The sequence below is a fragment of the Stenotrophomonas sp. TWI1151 genome, from assembly GCF_039673135.1.
Lineage (GTDB): Bacteria > Pseudomonadota > Gammaproteobacteria > Xanthomonadales > Xanthomonadaceae > Stenotrophomonas.
This window is the reverse complement of the sequence record NZ_JBDJLA010000002.1, coordinates 34,785-53,653: the sequence shown is the minus strand read 5'-3', so window position 1 is coordinate 53,653 and position 18,869 is coordinate 34,785. Positions and strand designations below refer to the sequence as shown.

Genomic DNA, 18,869 nt, shown 5'->3' with positions numbered 1-18,869 from the left:
CAATGCCGCTTTCCGCGGCAGACGCAATCCTGACTGTGAGCAGTTCCGACCCGCGCAAGCGATTTCCTCGCTCTGCGCGGGTTCGTACGCGTGCCGAATATACAACGGTCTTCAACGGCGCCCGCCGTGTGTCCGATCCGCTGATGACCCTGCACTGGCTGAAGAGCGATACGCCAGCCAGGTTGGGTCTTGCGGTGTCGCGCAAAGTCGATCCCCGAGCCGTGGGTCGCAACCGAGTGAAGCGTGTGTTGCGCGATGCCACACGCCACGTACGGCCGTGGATGAGTGCCGGCGATTACGTCGTCGTTGCCCGCAGTGCCGCCCGTACCGCCAGCAATTCAGAACTCCGCCAGGCCTTTGAACGCCTGTTGCGCCGCCTTGGCGCATTGCCCATGCCGGGCGCGGACGGCACAATGCCGCCGCCCCTGGGCGTTGCACCCCTTTCCCAGTCCGAGCCGGCATTGCGTGCCGGCCCCGTCGAGCCTGCACGCTGATGAACCAGACCCGCGTTTTCCTGATTTTTGCCTGGCTGATGGTGGCCGTGTTGCTGTGGATGGAGTGGGGCCGCGATAAAGCCGCGCCGCCGACCCCGGCCGTGGCCACCCAGACTACCCAGGCCAGCGTGCCCGGTGCGGCTGCCGGCAGCATCCCCGGTGCGCCCGTGCCCCAGGCGGACGGTTCCCTGCCGGCGGCACAGCCGGCCGCACAGACCGAGGCCGGTCCGGCCCGCGTGACCATCACCACCGACGTCCTGCGTCTGGTGCTGGACGGTGGCACGGTGCTGGATGCCGAGCTGCTGCAGTTCCCGCAGACCAAGGAAGAAGGCAGCCCGCCGGTCCGCCTGCTGACCGAAGAAGCGACCCACCCGTACCGCGCGGTGAGTGGCTGGATCAGCGAAGACAAGACCATGCCGGTGCCGGCCGCCAACGGCTTCAAGCTGGTCGGCGACAACCACGACTTCGTGCTGGCCAAGGGCCAGGACGAGGTCACGGTGCCTTTCGAATGGACCGGCCCGAACGGCGTGACCATCCGCCGCACCTACTCGCTGGGTCGCAACGAGTACGCGATCACGGTCAAGGATGAAGTGGTCAACGGTGGCAGCGCCCCGTGGAGCGGCTACGTGTTCCGCACCCTGGACCGCACCCCGACCATCCTCTCGCGCAGCATGACCAACCCGGACTCGTTCAGCTTCAACGGCGCGACCTGGTTCAGCCCGCAGGACGGTTACGAGCGTCGCGCGTTCAAGGATTACCTGGACGACGGCCACCTCAACCGCACCATCACCGGCGGCTGGCTGGCGATGCTGCAGCACCACTTCTTCACCGCGTGGATTCCGCAGGCCGACCAGGCCGCGCAGTACTCGCTGGCGCAGAACAACGGCCGCGACCAGATCGAAGCGCGTGGCCCGGCCTTCACCGTGGCCCCGGGCCAGCAGGTCAGCACCGAAGCCCGCCTGTGGGTCGGCCCGAAGCTGGTCAACCTGATTGCCAAGGAAGACGTGAAGGGCCTGGACCGCGTGGTCGACTACAGCCGCTTCTCGCTGATGGCGATCATCGGCCAGGGCCTGTTCTGGGTCCTCAACCAGGTCCACAAGGTCGTCAACAACTGGGGCTGGGCGATCGTCGGCCTGGTGGTGCTGCTGAAGCTGGTGCTGTATCCGCTCTCGGCCGTGCAGTACAAGTCCGGCGCCAAGATGCGTCGCTTCCAGCCGCGCATCGCGCAGCTCAAGGAACGCTATGGCGATGACCGCCAGAAGTTCCAGACCGCGATGATGGAGCTTTACAAGAAAGAGAAGATCAACCCGATGGGCGGCTGTCTGCCGATCCTCATCCAGATGCCGATCTTCTTCGCGCTGTACTGGGTGCTGGTGGAATCGGTGGAACTGCGCCAGGCCCCGTGGCTGGGCTGGATCCAGGATCTGACCGCACGTGACCCGTACTTCATCCTGCCGGTGATCAACGTGGCGGTGATGTGGGCCACCCAGAAGCTGACCCCGGCACCGGGCATGGACCCGATGCAGGCCAAGATGATGCAGCTGATGCCGCTGGTGTTCGGCGTCATGATGGCCTTCATGCCGTCCGGTCTGGTGCTGTACTGGGTCGTCAACGGCGGCCTGGGCCTGCTCCAGCAGTGGTGGATGACCAAGCGTCATGGCAGCGATCCGCTGCCGGTCGTCACCGCCAAGAAGTAAGCCACACAGGAGACCCGCCGCAAGGCGGGTTTCCTGCATCTGCGGCCCGGCCAACCGTGCGGTCCGTAGAATGCCCCCTGATTCCCCGTACCCTGCAGTGAGCCCGACATGACCCATGCCCCCGACACCATCGTGGCCATCGCCACCGCGCCCGGCGCTGGCGGCGTCGGCATGCTGCGGCTGTCCGGCCCGCAGGCGCGGCCCATCGCCGAGGCGATCGGCGTGCGCGCGATGCAGCCACGGCATGCGCACTACGCGCGCTTCCGCGATGCGGGCGACGAGGTGATCGACGACGGCATCGCGCTGTGGTTCCCGGCGCCGAACAGCTTCACCGGCGAAGAGGTGGTGGAACTGCAGGGGCACGGCAGCCCGGTGGTGCTGCAGCAGCTGGTCGCGCGCTGCATTGCCTTGGGCGCACGCCAGGCACGACCCGGTGAGTTCAGCGAGCGCGCCTTCCTCAACGGCAAGCTCGACCTGGCCCAGGCCGAGGCGATCGCCGACCTGATCGCTGCCAGCGATACCCGCGCAGCGCGCGCGGCGCGCCGCTCGCTGGACGGCGTGTTCTCGCGCCGTGTGGACGAGGTCGCAGAACAGCTTGTTCTGCTGCGGATCCACGTGGAGGCGGCAATCGATTTCGCCGACGAACCGCTCGATACCCTCGGCGGGGCGCAGGTGCGCAGTGGCCTGGTCACCGCCCTGCAGGCGTTGATCCGGCTCCGCGAGGATGCCGAACGCGGCCGCAAACTGCGCGACGGCCTGCACGCCGTGCTGGTCGGGCCGCCGAACGCCGGCAAGAGTTCGTTGCTCAATGCGCTGGCCGGCAGTGAACGGGCGATCGTCACCGACATCGCCGGGACCACCCGCGACACCCTGCGCGAGACCATCCGCATCGACGGTCTTGAGCTCACGCTGGTCGACACCGCCGGCCTGCGCGACGGCGGCGACGCGATCGAGCGCGAAGGCATGCGCCGGGCGCGCGTGGAGATGCAGCGCACCGACCTGGCCATCGTGGTGGTCGATGCACGCGATCCGCAGGCCGGCCGCGACGCGGTGGGCGACAGCATCGACGATGTGCCGCAGCAGCTGTGGATCCACAACAAGAGCGATCTGCTGGCCGCGATGCCGTCCGACGCTCGTGCAGACGTGGTGCATGTCTCGGCCGCGACCGGCCTCGGCCTGGATCAGCTGCACGCACGCCTGCGCGCGCTGGCCAGCGGCAGTGCCGGCGACAGCGTAGACGGTGAGTTCTCCGCGCGCGCCCGCCACGTCGAGGCGATCAGCCAGGCCATCGGCCATGCCGAGCGCGCCGAATCGGAGCTGGTCCACGAGCATCTGGAGCTGGCGGCGGAGGAACTGCGCCTGGCCCATGAGGCGCTGGGCGAGATCACCGGGCGGATGAGCGCCGATGACCTGCTGGGGCGGATTTTCTCGAGCTTCTGTATCGGGAAGTAGGCACGCGGCCTTTCTTCGCGCTGTCACAGCCTTGCAGCAGACTGACCGGGTTCTTTATCGACAGGGGTTTGCAGTGTCCAAGCAGTTGTGGGGAGGTGTGTTGCTGGTGTCGCTGGCCGTGGCACCATCGATGGCCATGAGCGCTGAATCGTCTTCCTCCACGCCGGCCAGGGCCGCCGTCTACGGCCACCGCGGCGCCAGTGCGCTGCTGCCCGAGCACACGCTCGCCGCGTACGCGCAGGCCATCGCCGATGGCGCCGACTATATCGAGCCGGACCTGGTGATGACCAAGGACGGCGTGCTGGTATCGCGGCACGAGAACGAGATCGGCGGCACCACCGATGTGGCCGCGCACCCCGAGTTCGCCAGCCGCAAGACCGTCAAGACCATCGACGGCGAGCGCATCGAAGGCTGGTTCACCGAAGACTTCAGCCTGGCCGAACTGAAGACGCTGTACGCCCGCGAGCGCCTGCCGCAGCTGCGCAGCACCGCGTTCGACGGCCAGTTCCGCATCGCCACGCTGGACGAAATCATCGCCTTCCTGGTGCAGCAGGCCGGCCGCGCCAACCGCGGCATCGGGCTGGTGCCCGAGATCAAACACGGCACCTACTTCAAGGGCATCGGCCTGCCGATGGAAGACAAGGTGCTGGCCACGCTGCAGGGCAACGCCTATACCCGCGTGGCGCCGGTGACGATCCAGTCCTTCGAGGTCGGCAACCTGCGTTACCTGCGCGGCAAGCTCGGCCGCGACAGCAATATCCGCCTGCTGCAGCTGCTCGGCGATCCCAAGCAGCAGCCCGGTGATGTACTCGCGGCCAAGGGCAGCCAGCGCTATGCCGACCTGATCACCCCGGCCGGGCTGCGCGACGTGGCCACCTATGCCGACGGCATCGGCCCAAGCCTGCGCATGGTCATTCCGCTGGACGCGCAGGGGAAGCTCGGCACCCCGACCTCCCTGGTGCGTGATGCGCATGCGGCCGGCTTGATGGTGGTGCCGTATACGTTCCGGCCGGAAAACTACTTCCAGGCCGCGGAGTTCCGCAGCGGCGAGCCGAATACCCGCAACGCGGAAGGTTCGGTCGCCGAGATGCGGGCCTATCTGGCCACCGGCATCGATGCCTTCTTCACCGATGACCCGGCGCTGGGCAGGCGTGCGGTGGATGGGGATGGCGCACCGGCGAGCCGGTAGGTACCGACCGTTGGTCGGTACGATCGTGATCGGCGCGATATCGGAATGTCCGGCGCACGGCAGCCACGCATGGCGTGGCTCTACCCCGGCATGCCATCAGATGGCGTCGCCGGTCAATCCAGCGATGACCCTTCATCGCGCCGCCGGAACGGCAGCACCACGAAGTCGCGGCCCTCGCGCGGTTGCCACAGCACCGGCACGCGGGTCGGGGAGGGCGGCTCCAGATCGGCGTCGCGCGCTGCCTCGATGTCGTCCTCTTCCTCATCCTCCCAGCTGTAGCGTTTGCGCGGCGCCATCGGGTCGGAGAGGCGGAACAGCAGCGCGCTGATGATGCCGGCGAAGGCACCGCCCATATGCGATTGCCAGGACACGCCCGGCTCGTGCGGCAGGATGGTCAGCAGCATGCTGCCGTAGAACAGGAAGGCGATCAGCCCGGCAGCGATCGCTGGCCGGTCGCGGCGCAGCAGGCCGAGCACGAACACCAGGAACATCAGGCCGTGGGTGATGCCACTGGCGCCCAGATGGCGGCTGCCCAGATCGCCGAGCAACCAGGCACCCAGGCCCGAGCCGAGCCACAGCAGGGGCAGCGCGCGCAGCGTTGCTTTGGGATACACGCTGCCGGCCAGGGTGCCGAGGATCAGCAGGGCTGCCGCGTTGGCACCCAGATGCTGGATCGAGCCGTGCAGCAGCGGTGCACCGAGAATGCCGAGCAGGCCGGCCTTGTCCAGCGGGGCCACGGCCCACGGACGCCAGTCGAAGTGGCCCTGGGCGGTATACACCGCGACCAGCAGCACCACGAAGGCCAGGCTCAGGTTGAACGCCCGCAGTACACCACCACGGTCGTTGCGGGACGGAACCGGCGGCGCGCCGGTGGGCTGGGGCAGGTTGGCGTTCATACCCTTAGGGATGGCGTCGCCCCGGATGAACACAAGGGCAACGTCGTGGGAGAGAGAGGTACCGCCTGCGGGACAATCCCGCAGGCGGCACGGTCGGTCAGGCGTGGCCGCCTTCTTTCGGCGGGTTCTTCAGGCTCAACACCACGGTCGCGGCGATGATCACCGCCACCACGCCCAGCGAGATCGGGGTGGGGATCTTGAAGAGGTCGATCAGCATCATCTTGATGCCGATGAAGGCCAGCACCAGGGCCAGGCCGTACGGCAACAGGTGGAAGCGATCGGCCATGCCGGCCAGCAGGAAGAACATCGCGCGCAGGCCCAGCACCGCGAAGACGTTGGAGGTCAGCACGATGAACGGGTCGGTGGTGATGGCAAAGATCGCCGGGATGCTGTCCACCGCGAAGATCACGTCGGTGACCGCGATCAGGATCAGCACCACGAACAGCGGCGTGAACCAGCGCTTGCCATCGCGCATGACGCTCATGGCGTTGCCGGCATAGTCGGGCAGCAGGCGCAGGTGCTTGCGCATCCAGCGCAGGGCGGGGTTGGTCTCAAGATCCGGCTCGCTGCCGGCCGAGAACCACATCTTCCAACCGGTGAAGAGCAGGAACGCACCGAACACGTAGAGCAGCCAGTGGAACTTGGTCAGCAGCACGCTGCCGGCGAAGATCATGATCGTACGCAGCACGATCGCGCCCAGGATGCCGATGATCAATACCTTCTGACGCTGTTCCTCGGGCACCGCGAAGTAGCCCATGATCATCAGGAACACGAAGATGTTGTCCACCGCCAGGGCTTTCTCGACCAGGTAACCGGTCAGGAACTCCAGGCCGACCTTGTTGGCCACCACCTGGCCGGCAGTCTCGTTCAGGTAATACCAGAGGCCACCGTTGAAGGCCAGGGCCAGGGCGACCCAGCCGATGGACCACCACAGGGCCTCCTTGAAGGTGACCTTGTGGGGGCCGCCGTGTCGCATCAAGACGAGGTCGACCAGCAGCGCGATGATCACCACCGCGCCGAAGCCGCCCCACAACCACACATTACCGATCGTCTGCATTGGGTTTATCCGTTGGAAAAATAGATTGCCTCAAGCCGGATGGCGAGGATCTGCAACGGAGGATCGGGGGGATCCAGGGACAGAGCTTCGCCATACGGCGAAGGTCTCGCTCGCAGTCCCGATGGGTGGGACTGCCGTTGCACCGGAGCCTGCGGGCTCGAATTGACGGCGACAACGTCTGGGAGCTACTCCCCTTCTGGGGCCGATTCTGCGGGGTGCCGGGGCCGGCGTCAAATCCTTTCCATGCCCCGGTGCGGCTGAACGAAACGCCCCAACCGGTAGTGACGGCCGCTGGCCATCAACCACGTAGCGGCCGGGTTTAGCGCGCTGACGGCCAGCGGCCGTCACTACCAGAGCGCCAGCGGCGTCGCTCCCAGCGCCGAGGGCTGCAGGCTTCCCGTTTACAATACGCCCATGAATACCCCTGCCCCCGTTGTCCGCCTCAAGAACGCCTGGCGCTCCAGCCACCCGTGGATCTTCCAGAAACTGGTCGAAAAGCCGGCCGTCCGTCCCAAACCCGGTGCCATCGTCGACGTCGTCGGCGTGGACGGCGAGTGGATCGGGCGTGGCTTCTACAACGGTCATTCGCGCATTGCCGTGCGCATCCTGGAGACCGATCAGGGCATCCCGGTCGACGCCGGCTGGTTCTCGCGCAAGATCGCCCAGGCGGTGTCGCTGCGCCGTGAGGTGCTCAAGCTGGACGAGATCTCCGATGCCTGGCGCGTGGTCCACAGCGAAGGTGACGGTCTGTCCGGCCTGGTCGTGGATCGTTATGGCGACCTGGTCGTGGTCGAATTCTTCGCCGCCGGCATGTTCCGCCACCGCGAGTGGGTGTATGAAGCCCTGCGCGAACAATTCCCGGGCTGCCGTTTCCACAGCTTCGCCGACGAACACGTGCAGAAGCAGGAAAGCTTCGACTTCCACGGCAACACCACCACCGAAGCCTCGGTGATCACCGAGTACGGCGTGAAGTTCCGCGCCGACCCGGCCGGTGCGCACAAGACCGGCTTCTTCGCCGATCAGCGTGAGAACCGCCAATGGCTGAGCCAGCAGGTGGAAGGCAAGACCGTGCTGGACCTGTGCTGCAACACCGGTGGCTTTGCGGTGTACGCCGCCGCGCGCGGCGCGGCCGAGGTGGTCGGCATCGACATCGATGAAGACGTTATCGCCATCGCCAAGGGCAACGCCAAGCTCAACAACGTGCGCCCGAAGTTCATCCAGTCCGACATCTTCCCGTGGCTGCGCGATGCTTCCAACCGCGGCGAGCAGTTCGACGTGGTGATCCTGGACCCGGCCAAGATGACCCGCGACCGCGATCAGGTCATCACCGCGCTGAAGAAGTATCTGGACATGAACAAGCTGGCGCTGGGGGTGGTCAAGCCCGGTGGCCTGCTCGCCACGTTCTCGTGCACCGGCCTGGTGGCCGAAGATCAGTTCCTGGACATGCTGCGCCGCGCCGCCTTCTACGCCGGCCGCACCATCCAGATCCTGAAGGTGGCCGGCGCCGGTCCGGATCACCCGTTCATGGCCCACGTGCAGGAATCGCGGTATCTCAAGGCGGTGTTCTGCCGCGTGGTGGATTGAGGTCTGACCGGGCCAGACCCGTTGAACCCGGGACCGTAGAGCCACGCCATGCGTGGCTTCGCGGGCCAGATCAAGCCCAGCCACGCATGGCGTGGCTCTACAACCCAAGGTGAGGCGTCATGACGTTGCGCAGTCTGTCTTTGCTGGTCTCGCTGGCGTTGTGCACGCCACTGGCCGCCCACGCGGTCGACTTCACCCCGCAGGAACTGGCCAGGGCGTCCACGCTGCAGCAGCGGCTGCTGACCCTGGACAGCCATCTGGATACGCCGGCCAACTTCCACCGCGCCGGCTTCGACATCACCCAGCGGCACGACCACAACGCACTGTCGCAGGTGGACTACCCGCGCATGGTCGAAGGCGCGCTCGACGGCGGCTTCTGGGCGATCTACACCGATCAGGGCGACCGCAGCGCGCAGGCGCACCAGCATGACCGCGATGCCGGCCTGCTGCGGCTGACCGAGATCCGCGAGATGCTCGCCGCGCATCCGGACACCTTCCAGCTTGCGCTGACCGCCGCCGATGCCGCGCGCATCAAGGCCGCCGGCAAGCGCGTGGTCTACATCAGCATGGAGAACGCCAGCCCGCTGGTCGACGATCCCACACTGCTCAGCTACTACCACCTGGCCGGCCTGCGCCTGCTCAGCACGGTGCATTTCGCCAACAACGAGTTCGCCGATTCGGCCACCGATCCCAAGGGCACCGAGTGGAAGGGCCTGAGTCCGGCCGGCAAGGCGCTGGTGGATGAAGCGGTGCGGCTGGGCATCGTGATCGATCAGTCGCATGCCGCCGATGCGGTGTTCGATGATCTGATCGAGCGCATGCCGGTGCCGTTCGTGCTCTCGCACAGCTCGGCCAAGGCGATCTACAACCATCCGCGCAACCTCGACGATGCGCGTCTGAAGCGGCTGGCCAAGGCCGGCGGCGTGATCCAGGTCAACGCCTATGGTGGTTATCTGATCGACACCGCCAAGAGTGAGGCGCGCAAGGCGGCCGAGACGGCGCTGATGGCGCAGCTGGGCACCGATTACGACGGCATGAGCATCCAGCAGGGTGTCGCGCTGAAGAAGGGATTGGAGGAAATCGACCAGCGCATTCCGCTGCGCAAGGCCACGCTCGACGATTTCTTCGCGCATTTCGAGCACATCCTCACGGTGGTCGGCCCCGAACACGTGGGCATCGGGCTGGACTGGGATGGCGGCGGCGGCCTGGCCGATCTGCCCGACGTGAGCCAGCTGCCGAAGATCACCGCGTGGCTGCTGCGCAAGGGCTACAGCGAGAAACAGATCGCCGGTATCTGGGGCGGCAACCTGCTGCGCGTCATGCAGCAGGCGCAGGATCACGCGGCCAAGGTCGCCGCCGCCAAACGCTGAGGCCAGTGGCGCGTCGCGCGCTGCCCGGCAGGGCGGTGTCACCGGTGCCAACAACGAAAAAGGCAGGCCCTGGGCCTGCCTTTTTCACCCCCGCTCATCGCCGGCCCGGTGGCCGGCGCGATAGCTCAGCGTTTGCCCAGGACCGCATTGCGACGCCCGTAGGCGAAGTAGGCGATCAGGCCCAGAACGTTCCACGCCAGGAAGTACAACTGCGTGGTGCTCGGCAGGCTGAAGAACAGGTACACACAGCCGATCACCGCCAGCGGGCCGACCACGTAGGCCAGCGGCGTGCGGAACTTGCGCACGCGGTTCGGCTCGCGCTTGCGCAGCACCACCAGGCACAGGCCCACCGCGGTGAACGCGGCCAGCGTGCCGGCGTTGGCCAGCGCGGCGATCTCGTCCAGACGTGCCACGCCGGCCAGCGCGGCCACCAGCACCGCGGTGAACAGCGTGGTGGCGACCGGCGTGCCGGTGCGCGCGCTGACCTTGGAAAGACCGCGCGGCAGCAGGCCATCGCGCGACATGACGAAGAAGATGCGGCTCTGGCCGTACAGGAAGGCCAGCAGCACGGTCGGCAGCGCGATCACGGCGGCAGCGCCGATCCACTTGGCCGCACCCGGGCTGCCCAGCTCGCGCAGGATCAGCGCCAGCGGCTCGGCGCTCTGGCCGAAGATCGTGTAGCTCATCGCACCCACGGCGGCCAGCGCCACCAGCACGTAGATGATGGTGCAACCGACCATCGAGCCGATGATGCCGATCGCCAGGTCGCGCTCGGGCTTCTTGGTTTCTTCAGCGGCGGTGGAGATCGCATCGAAGCCGTAGAACGCGAAGAAGATGATCGCGGCGGCCGCCATCACCCCGCGTTCCACGCCATCGGCGCCCAGCGACTTGACGAAGCCGAACGGCATGAACGGCTCCATGTGGCCGGTATCGAAGTGCGGCAGGGCGATCGCCACGAACACGGTCAGCGCGATGATCTTGATCACCACCAGGACTGCGTTGAGGGTCGCGCTTTCCTTGGTGCCGGCCATCAGCATGCCGGCCACCAGGAAGGTGATCAGCACCGCCGGCAGGTTGATGAAGCCGCCTTCCACGTGGGGGCCGGCGGTCAGCATCAAGGGCAGGTCGATCCCGAAGCCGTGCAGGAAGCCGACCGCGTAGCCGGACCACCCGACCGCGACCGTGCTCACCACCAGCGAGTACTCCAGAATCAGGCTCCAGCCGACCACCCAGGCCACTACCTCGCCCAGGGCGGTGTAGCTGTAGGTGTAGGCGCTGCCGGCGGCCGGCATCATCGTCGACAGCTCGGCATAGGACAGGGCCGCGCAGGCGCAGACCGCGCCGGCGATGGCGAAGGAAATCAGCACCGCGGGGCCGGCCAGGTTCGCGCCGACACCGATCAGGGTGTAGATGCCGGTGCCGACGATGGCGCCGATGCCCAGCGCGATCAGGTGCGGCCAACTCAGGGTCGGGATCAGTTGCCTGCCGGCTTCATGGACGGTGACAGTGTCTAGGGACTTGCGCCGGAGCAATGACATGGGGCCTCGCGGTGGATGACTGTGAACGACAAGTCTGCGAGTTTTACCGAACGCGGCGCAGCATTACTACTGCCAAGCGTCGTAAGCGGCTGCACGGCCCGCATGACTGAGGCGAAGGTGACGAAACCGGCACAAAGGCCGGACGCTCATTCCCAGTGGCAGCCCGTGTCGGTCATCGCACCGACGTCTTCACCGAACACGGTCTGCTGGCCCGTCCGCGCGTTGGTGTAGGAGAAGCCATAGATGCGCGCGCCCTGGGTGCTGATCGCATAGTGGCCGATGACCTTGCCGTCCAGGTGCTCGTCCCACACCGTATCGAACTGCCAAGGGCGATCCTCGGCCAGTACGGTGCTCTCCTGCGAGGCCAGGGTCAGCCGCAGCCACGCGGTCTTGCCGGCGTAACGCACATGGCTGACCCGCTCACCGTCGGCAGTGCCCTCGGGGAGTTTCCATTCAAGGTGGATCTGTTGGCGGCTGCCGCCGGTCAGGCAGCGGATCTCATCGGCGTGTGCCGGCGCGATGGCCAGCAGCAGCAACAGCGGGGCGAGCCAGCGCATGGGGCAGGGTCCAACCAGGCAGAAAGAGGGCCATTGTCCTCCCCCGCGCACGCTGTCGGCAGCCTCGGCCGGATCGAGCATGCCGATCCGGCCGGTGGAGGTCAGCGGTTCAACGTTGCCATGGCCGCAGGGGCATAACGCGGGCCGGCGGCGGCATGGGCCGGGAAGATCGCATCGATCCGGGCCAGCGCGTCGGCGCTCAGCTGCACCTGCAGCGCGCCGAGGTTCTCTTCCAGATAGGCCAGCCGCTTGGTGCCCGGGATCGGCACCAGGTCTTCGCCCTGCGCCAGCACCCAGGCCAGGGCCAGCTGCCCGGGGCTCACGCCCTGGGTCTTGGCCATCGCGGTGACCGCGTCGACCAGCGCCAGGTTGCGGTCGAAGTTCTCGCCCTGGAAACGCGGCGATTGGCGGCGGTAGTCATCGGCGTCGAAATCGGCCGGGCTGCGGATCGCGCCGGTCAGGAAGCCACGGCCCAGCGGCGAGTAGGGCACGAAGCCGATGCCGAGCTCGCGCACCGTCGCCAGCACACCGTTGGCTTCCGGATCGCGCGACCACAGCGAGTACTCGGTCTGCACCGCGGTGATCGGATGCACCGCATGGGCGCGGCGGATCGTGCTTGCCGAGGCTTCGGAGAGGCCGAGGAAGCGCACCTTGCCCTGTTCGACCAGCCGCGCCATCGCCCCCACGGTGTCCTCGATCGGCACCGTGCCGTCCACGCGGTGCTGGTAGTACAGGTCGATGTGGTCCACGCCCAGCCGCTGCAGGCTGGCCTCGCAGGCGGCGATCACGTACTCGGGGCGGCCATCGACGCTGCGCGCGGCGGTGTCGCTCGGCTCCAGCCTGATCCCGAACTTGGTGGCGAGGAACACCTGGTCGCGGCGGCCGGCGATCGCCTTGCCGACCAGCACCTCGTTGGTGTGCGGGCCGTACATGTCGGCGGTGTCGAGCAGGGTGACGCCGCGTTCCAGCGCGCGATGGATGACCGCGATCGCGTCGGCATCGCTGCCGCGGCCGCCATAGAAGGCGCTCATGCCCATGCAGCCCAGGCCGAGCGCGGAAACGGTGGGGCCATCACGGCCAAGGGTGCGGGTCTGCATGAAGTACTCCGGGGAAGGGAAGGAACAGGACCAGCATCCTCCTGCGGACTATGTGGATAAACTGGCCGCTCCTGCATCGTCTTTGAAGCAAGCCTTCACAATGAGCGCTCAGCATCCCCTGCCCGCCGTGGTTGCCTTCGCCCGCGTCGCGCACCATGCCAGCTTCACCCGGGCCGCCGACGAGCTGGGCGTATCGCCCTCGGCGCTCTCGCAGACGGTGCGTGCGCTGGAGGCCCACCTTGGCGTGCGGCTGCTGCACCGGACCACGCGCCGGGTCGGCCTGACCGAGCAGGGCGCACGCTTCCTGGCGCAGGTACGCGAGGGCCTGGCCCGGATCGACGCCGCGTTCGACGACCTGGACCAGGTGCGCGATGTCCCCGCCGGCAAGCTGCGCATCAACGTGCCGCGGATCGCTGCCGAACTGCTGGTGCTGCCGCACCTGCCCGGCTTCCTGGCGCGTTATCCACAGATCGAGGTGGAGCTGTTCGTGGAAACCGCGCTGACCGATCTGGTCGCCGGCGGCTTCGACGCGGGGATCCGCTTGGGCGAAAGCCTGGCCCGCGGCATGATCGCGGTGCCGATCGGGCCGCTGGAACGCCAGGTGGTGGTGGCCACGCCGGACTATCTGGCCATGCACGGCGTGCCCGCGACCCCGGCCGACCTGGTCGCGCACGAGTGCATCGTGCACCGGCTCAGCACCGGCCGGCGGATGGCGTGGGAGTTCACCGGCGAGGGTCGCGATTTCGAGGTCGAGGTGGCGGGCCGGCTGGTGTTCAACGACGCCGGGCTGATCCATGCCGCCGTCACCCGGGGCATTGGCCTGGCCCAGGGGTTCGAGGCGCTGTACGCCGGCGACGTGGCGGCCGGCCGGCTGCAGTGCGTGCTGCAGGACTGGCAGCAGCCGTTCGCCGGTTTCCACGTTTACTACCCGGCACGTGAGCAGATGGCGCCCAAGCTGCGGGTGTTCATCGACCACCTGCGTGAGGCGATGCGGCGCTGACGCGCGCGGCTGGGCCGGTGCCGGGCAGCAGGGCGCGTGCCCAGTCTGCCTGCGGTGGATGGCCCTGTGGATAGATCACCTGCGCATCCCCGGGGAAGCGCTTGCAGCACAACACGCCGTCGGCATCGAACAGACGCCAGCCCTGCGCCGCCGCTTCGGCCTCGGCGATGCGATGGCGCAGCCCAAGCACCAGGCTGGCGTGGCAGTCGAACAGGCACGTACGCAGATCGATCCGGTCCAGCGGCTGAAGCCCCGCGACGATGCGGGTCACGGCGGGATGGGCCAGATCGATGCGCCGGGTGTGCATGCCGAGCAGGCGCTCGTCATGACCGCTCAGGTGCTGCACGAAGTAGACAGGTGGCGGCATGGGTCCCCGCAGTGTTGCGCACGCGCCGGTGAGGCGACGTTGGACGATGGCGCCGATTGGACACCTCGCCGGTACGCAGGGGAATCTCAATGTTTGAATGAAAACCGAGCGTCGCGATGATGCTGCCTATCCGCAGCCGAACACGACGCGCGCTGTCATCGTGCACCCTGCCGGCCTGCAAGGGTTCAGCCGCTCGCGCCCAGCCGCACACCGAACCCGACCAGGAACACCCCTGCGACCCGCCTCAGCCAAAGCCCGACACGCGGGTGCTGCAGAATCCGACGGCGCAGCAGGTTGCCCACCCCGATCAGCACCGAGCAGTAGGCCAGCCCCATGACGAAGATGATCAGCGCCATGGTCGCAAACGTCACCACACCCTGGTGCCGTGCCGGATCGATGAACAACGGCAGGAAGGCCATGTAGAAGATGATCGCCTTCGGGTTGAGCAGGTTGATCAGCACCGCCTGGCGGAAGTAGTGGCCCGGCGTGAGGCGGATGCCACCTTCCTCGCCCTGGGCGCGCGGTGCGCGCAGCAGGCCGATGCCGATCCACACCAGGTACGCCGCGCCGAGGTACTGCACCGCGTGGAACACCAGCGGGTTGGCCTTGAGCAGCGCCGCCACACCGGCTACCGCCAGCCACATCAGGATCTGGTCGCCCAGCAGCAGGCCGAACAGCGCCGTGTAACCGCCGCGCACCCCGCCGCGCCCGGTGGCGGTGAGCAGGGTGAAGGTGCCTGGGCCCGGCAGTGCAAGGAACACCAGCACGGCAGCAACAAAGGTCCACAGATCCTGGATGCCCATCCACGGCATGGCGGCGACTCGACTACGGGGGGAGGGGCATTGTCCGGCAGCCGCGCGCCGGGCGATAGCGTCAGCGCGCGCCGGCCGGCAACCCGGCGAGCAGTGGCTGCAGCCGTTGCGCGAACATTGCATGCAGCTGCCGGATGGCGGGCGAGAACTGCTTGCGGTGCGGGCACACCAGGTTCAACGGAAGACTGTCGCCGGCCCCGTCCAGCAGTACCTGCAGGCGCCCGGCCTGCACATCGGCGCAGATATCCAGCCACGACTTGAACACGATGCCTTCCCCCGCCACTGCCCAGCGCCGGACCACGTCGGCATCGTCGCAGACCATGTTGCCGCGCACCGGGATCACCGTGCGCCGACCATCGGCCTCGAAGCTCCAGCGGTCATAGGCACGCCCAGCGAGTTGATAGAGCAGGCAGTGGTGCTCCTTCAGCGCTTCCAGGTTGTCCGGCGTACCGTGCCGGGCCAGGTAGTCCGGTGATGCGGCCAGCACCCGGCGATTGCCGGGCAGCAGGGGCAGGGCGACATAGCTGGCGTTGTCGAAGCGGCCCAGGCGGAAGGCGATGTCGACCGGATCGCGGAACACATCGGCCACCTGGTCGGACAACTGCAGGCGCAGCTGCAGCTTCGGGTGCGCGGCGCGGAACTCGGTCAGCCATGGCAGCAGCAGGTTGCGGCCCAGATCCGAGGGGGCGGCCACCTGCAGCGTGCCGCGCAGTTCGGCATCCTCGCCACGCACCCGGGCCTCGCCCTCGCGCAGCGCGGCCAGCACCTCCTGCGCATAGGGCAGGTACAGCGCGCCCTCGGCGGTCAGGCGCAGGCTGCGGGTGGAGCGCACGAACAGGCGCAGGTCCAGCTCGCGTTCCAGCCGCGCCACCGCCGCAGCAACCTGGCCGGGCAGCAGATCCGCCTCGCGTGCGGCGTTGGAAAAGCTGCCCAGCGCGGCGGTGCGGACGAACAGGGCGAGGTCGTCGAACCGGATCATTTTCATTCCTGCAGTGAAAGTGCTGCCCGATTTTGCGCCTTTCTCCACCCCGCCGTGAAGCGCACGCTGTCCGCCTTCCCCACTGGATCTCCCCCGATGAAAGCCGTCGCCTATACCCAGCATGGCCTGCCGATCAGCGACCCCGCCGCGCTGGTGGACATCACCCTGCCGATCCCCACCCCCGGCCCGCGCGATCTGCGGGTCGAGGTCCGCGCGATCTCGGTGAACCCGGTCGATACCAAGGTCCGCACCGGCGTGGCGGTCACCGAGCCGCGCGTACTGGGCTTCGACGCGGTCGGCATCGTGGATGCGGTGGGCGACGCGGTGACCCTGTTCCAGCCCGGCGACGCGGTCTTCTATGCGGGCGCGATCGGCCGCGCCGGCAGCAACGCCGAGTACCAGCTGGTGGACGAGCGCATCGTCGGCCACAAGCCGACCAGCCTGGATGACGCCGCCGCCGCGGCACTGCCGCTGACAGCGATCACGGCCTGGGAGCTGTTGTTCGATCGCCTGCGCATCGCGGAAAACGGCGGCGAAGGGCAGACCCTGCTGGTGATCGGTGCCGCCGGTGGCGTCGGCTCGATCCTGGTCCAGTTGGCCCGCCAGCTGACCCGCCTGACCGTGATCGGCACCGCCTCGCGCCCGGATACCCAGGACTGGGTCTACGCGCTGGGCGCGCACCACGTGATCGACCACACCCAGCCGCTGAGCGAAGGCCTGCAGCGCCTGGGCATCGCCGAGGTCAGCCACGTGGCCAGCCTGACCCATACCGACCAGCACTACGACCAGATCGTCGCGGTGCTCGCGCCGCAGGGCCAGCTGGCGCTGATCGACGATCCCGGCCAGCTCGATGTGATGGCGCTCAAGCGCAAGAGCCTGTCCCTGCACTGGGAATCGATGTTCACCCGCTCCAGCTTCAACACCCCCGATGTGCAGCGCCAGCACGAGCTGCTCGAGCGCGTCGCCGCGCTGATCGACGCGGGCGTGCTGCGCACCACGCTGGGCGAACACTACGGCCGCATCAACGCCGCCAACCTGCGTCAGGCGCACGCCCTGATCGAGAGCCACCGCGCGCGCGGCAAGCTCGTGCTTGAAGGGTTCTGACGCAGCCAATGAGACCGCCGCGGCCTACACTTGGCGCATGCAAACCGAATTCCTCATTCTCGGCGGCCTGGTGTGTGCCGTCCTCGTGCTGCAGCTGCTCGCGCTGCTGCGGCGTTCCGGCAACGGCGGCCTCGAACAGACCCTGCGCGAGGAAGCGCGGGTCGGCCGCAGCGAACTGCGTGAGCAGCTCGAAGGCCTGGGCCGCCAGCAGGACGCCCGGCTGGAGAGTTTCGCGCGCGCGCTGACCGATCTCTCCACCCGCACCGACCAGCGCCTGGACCTGCTGCGCGATGCGCTCGGTGAAGACGCGCGCAAGGCACGCGAGGAAAGCACGCTCAGCCAGCAGCGCACCGGCGACCTGCTGGCACTGCGCATGCAGGAAGTGCGTGCGCAGCTGGAAGCATTCGGGCAACAGCAGCAGGCGCGCATTGAAGCGTTCGGCCAGCAGCTGGTGGACCTGACCACGCGCACCGACAGCCACATGGCCGCGCTGCGCCAGGCCCTGGCCGAAGACGCGCGCCTGGGCCGCGAGGAAACCGGGCAGTCGCAGCAGCGCCTGGGTGAATCGCTGGGCCTGCGCCTGCAGGAAATGACCCAGCGCAACGAGCAGCGTATCGGCGAGATGCGCGCCACGCTCGAGCAGCAGCTCAAGAGCCTGCAGAGCGACAACGCCGAGAAGCTCGACCAGATGCGCGTGACCGTGGACGAGAAGCTGCAGACCACCCTGGAAACCCGCCTGGGTGCTTCGTTCCAGCTGGTCTCCGAGCGGCTGGAGCAGGTCCAGCGCGGGCTTGGTGAGATGCAGCAGCTGGCCACCGGCGTGGGCGACCTCAAGCGCGTGCTGACCAACGTCAAGAACCGCGGCAGCTGGGGCGAAGTGCAGCTGGACAACATCCTCGAGCAGACGCTCACCCAGGAGCAGTACGCGCGCGGCGTCAAAGTGCGCCCGGACAGCAACGAGATCGTCGATATCGCCGTGCGCCTGCCGGGCCGCGGCCATGAAGACACCCCGGTGTGGTTGCCGATCGATTCCAAGTTCCCGCGCGAGGATTACGAGCGCCTGCTCGATGCGCAGGAGCAGGGCGACGTCGAGGGCGTGCGCGTGCAGGGCGCGCAGCTCGAGCGCGCGATCCGCATCCAGGCCAAATCGATCTGCGACAAGTACATCGCCCCGCCACACACCACCGATTTCGCGGTGATGTTCCTGCCCACTGAAAGCCTGTACGCCGAAGTGATCCGCCGCCCCGGCCTGATCGACCTGCTGCAGCGCGACCACCGTGTGGTGGTGGCCGGCCCGACCACCGTGACCGCGCTGCTCAACAGCCTGCAGATGGGCTTCCGCACGCTGGCCATCGAACAGCGCTCCAGTGAAGTGTGGGGCCTGCTCGGTGCGGTAAAGAGCGAGTTCGGCAAGTTCGCCGGCATCCTGGAAAAGGCCGAGAAGCAGATCACCACCGTCGGCCGCAGCCTCGGCGAAGCCAGCCGCAAGACGCGCACCATCGAGCGCCGCCTGCGCAGCGTGGAAACGCTGGGCAGTGAACAGACCCAGGACCTGCTCGGCGACATGAGCGGCGAGGACGAGGACGTGGCCGGCGACGAAGCCAGCCCGCCGCAGGACTAAGCGCCGACGCCCTGCATGCACGCGATCGCGCATGCTGCGGGGCACGTCTTTTCCC

Annotated in this window: 17 protein-coding genes; 9 read left to right on the top strand and 8 right to left on the bottom strand. The window is 67.7% G+C overall.

Annotated features, from left to right (window positions below; genetic code table 11):
• Window positions 1–2 precede the first annotated feature (2 nt).
• The 4 genes from rnpA (at window position 3) to ABE422_RS04395 (ending at window position 4,832) form a co-directional block, all read left to right on the top strand.
• Window positions 3–494 (top strand): ribonuclease P protein component, encoded by a 492-nt coding sequence (gene rnpA, locus ABE422_RS04410; protein ID WP_313211276.1) that lies wholly within the window; start codon window positions 3–5, stop codon window positions 492–494.
• Window positions 494–2,191 carry a membrane protein insertase YidC gene (yidC, locus tag ABE422_RS04405; RefSeq protein ID WP_088435262.1) on the top strand — a complete coding sequence of 566 codons (1,698 nt, stop codon included), beginning with the start codon at window positions 494–496 and terminating at the stop codon, window positions 2,189–2,191. Before rnpA ends, yidC begins: the two co-directional genes overlap by 1 nt.
• Before the next feature lie 108 nt (window positions 2,192–2,299).
• Complete coding sequence (gene mnmE / locus ABE422_RS04400; protein WP_313219799.1) at window positions 2,300–3,643, top strand: tRNA uridine-5-carboxymethylaminomethyl(34) synthesis GTPase MnmE; 1,344 nt, start codon at window positions 2,300–2,302, stop codon at window positions 3,641–3,643.
• A gap of 130 nt (window positions 3,644–3,773) precedes the next feature.
• On the top strand, window positions 3,774–4,832 hold the full coding sequence (locus ABE422_RS04395; RefSeq protein WP_346482641.1) for a glycerophosphodiester phosphodiesterase: 1,059 nt from the start codon (window positions 3,774–3,776) through the stop codon (window positions 4,830–4,832).
• Window positions 4,833–4,945: 113 nt separating this feature from the next.
• On the opposite strand, the gene ABE422_RS04390 is transcribed toward ABE422_RS04395, so the two are convergent.
• Together ABE422_RS04390 and ABE422_RS04385 are read right to left on the bottom strand one after the other, a co-directional pair.
• Complete coding sequence (locus ABE422_RS04390; RefSeq protein ID WP_070474180.1) at window positions 4,946–5,728, bottom strand: rhomboid family intramembrane serine protease; 783 nt, start codon at window positions 5,726–5,728, stop codon at window positions 4,946–4,948.
• Window positions 5,729–5,825: 97 nt separating this feature from the next.
• Window positions 5,826–6,785, bottom strand: coding sequence for a TerC family protein (locus ABE422_RS04385; protein WP_070474178.1), 960 nt, complete (start codon window positions 6,783–6,785; stop codon window positions 5,826–5,828).
• 414 nt (window positions 6,786–7,199) lie between these two features.
• Here ABE422_RS04385 and ABE422_RS04380 point away from each other — a divergent pair, with 414 nt between their 5' ends.
• Together ABE422_RS04380 and ABE422_RS04375 are read left to right on the top strand one after the other, a co-directional pair.
• Window positions 7,200–8,369 carry a class I SAM-dependent rRNA methyltransferase gene (locus ABE422_RS04380; protein ID WP_313211278.1) on the top strand — a complete coding sequence of 390 codons (1,170 nt, stop codon included), beginning with the start codon at window positions 7,200–7,202 and terminating at the stop codon, window positions 8,367–8,369.
• A gap of 119 nt (window positions 8,370–8,488) precedes the next feature.
• On the top strand, window positions 8,489–9,739 hold the full coding sequence (locus ABE422_RS04375; RefSeq protein ID WP_346482556.1) for a dipeptidase: 1,251 nt from the start codon (window positions 8,489–8,491) through the stop codon (window positions 9,737–9,739).
• A 125-nt stretch (window positions 9,740–9,864) separates the two neighbouring features.
• Here the strand turns inward: ABE422_RS04375 and ABE422_RS04370 are convergent, their stop codons facing one another.
• The 3 genes from ABE422_RS04370 to ABE422_RS04360 all read right to left on the bottom strand — a co-directional run bounded on the left by ABE422_RS04370 (window position 9,865) and on the right by ABE422_RS04360 (window position 12,931).
• The gene (locus ABE422_RS04370) at window positions 9,865–11,277 is read right to left on the bottom strand and encodes an amino acid permease (RefSeq protein ID WP_313211280.1); all 1,413 of its coding nucleotides are present in this window, start codon (window positions 11,275–11,277) and stop codon (window positions 9,865–9,867) included.
• A 146-nt stretch (window positions 11,278–11,423) separates the two neighbouring features.
• On the bottom strand, window positions 11,424–11,834 hold the full coding sequence (locus ABE422_RS04365) for a hypothetical protein (protein WP_313211281.1): 411 nt from the start codon (window positions 11,832–11,834) through the stop codon (window positions 11,424–11,426).
• 101 nt (window positions 11,835–11,935) lie between these two features.
• Window positions 11,936–12,931 carry an aldo/keto reductase gene (locus ABE422_RS04360; RefSeq protein ID WP_313211282.1) on the bottom strand — a complete coding sequence of 332 codons (996 nt, stop codon included), beginning with the start codon at window positions 12,929–12,931 and terminating at the stop codon, window positions 11,936–11,938.
• Window positions 12,932–13,031: 100 nt separating this feature from the next.
• Here ABE422_RS04360 and ABE422_RS04355 point away from each other — a divergent pair, with 100 nt between their 5' ends.
• The gene (locus tag ABE422_RS04355; protein WP_346482555.1) at window positions 13,032–13,931 is read left to right on the top strand and encodes a LysR family transcriptional regulator; all 900 of its coding nucleotides are present in this window, start codon (window positions 13,032–13,034) and stop codon (window positions 13,929–13,931) included.
• Here ABE422_RS04355 and ABE422_RS04350 read toward each other — a convergent pair.
• The 3 genes from ABE422_RS04350 to ABE422_RS04340 all read right to left on the bottom strand — a co-directional run bounded on the left by ABE422_RS04350 (window position 13,897) and on the right by ABE422_RS04340 (window position 16,095).
• Entirely contained in the window at window positions 13,897–14,298 is a 402-nt protein-coding gene (locus ABE422_RS04350) for a hypothetical protein (protein WP_070474169.1), read from the bottom strand. The genes ABE422_RS04355 and ABE422_RS04350 overlap by 35 nt on opposite strands.
• 185 nt (window positions 14,299–14,483) lie before the next feature.
• A complete protein-coding gene (leuE, locus tag ABE422_RS04345; RefSeq protein WP_346462800.1) occupies window positions 14,484–15,110 on the bottom strand; it encodes a leucine efflux protein LeuE in 627 nt (208 codons plus the stop codon).
• A gap of 61 nt (window positions 15,111–15,171) precedes the next feature.
• A complete protein-coding gene (locus tag ABE422_RS04340) occupies window positions 15,172–16,095 on the bottom strand; it encodes a LysR family transcriptional regulator (RefSeq protein ID WP_313211285.1) in 924 nt (307 codons plus the stop codon).
• Window positions 16,096–16,185: 90 nt separating this feature from the next.
• On the opposite strand from ABE422_RS04340, the gene ABE422_RS04335 reads away from it, so the two are divergent.
• Window positions 16,186–17,193 carry a zinc-binding alcohol dehydrogenase family protein gene (locus ABE422_RS04335; RefSeq protein ID WP_346482554.1) on the top strand — a complete coding sequence of 336 codons (1,008 nt, stop codon included), beginning with the start codon at window positions 16,186–16,188 and terminating at the stop codon, window positions 17,191–17,193.
• A gap of 37 nt (window positions 17,194–17,230) precedes the next feature.
• The gene (gene rmuC / locus ABE422_RS04330; RefSeq protein WP_313211286.1) at window positions 17,231–18,814 is read left to right on the top strand and encodes a DNA recombination protein RmuC; all 1,584 of its coding nucleotides are present in this window, start codon (window positions 17,231–17,233) and stop codon (window positions 18,812–18,814) included.
• Window positions 18,815–18,869: the final 55 nt, after the last annotated feature.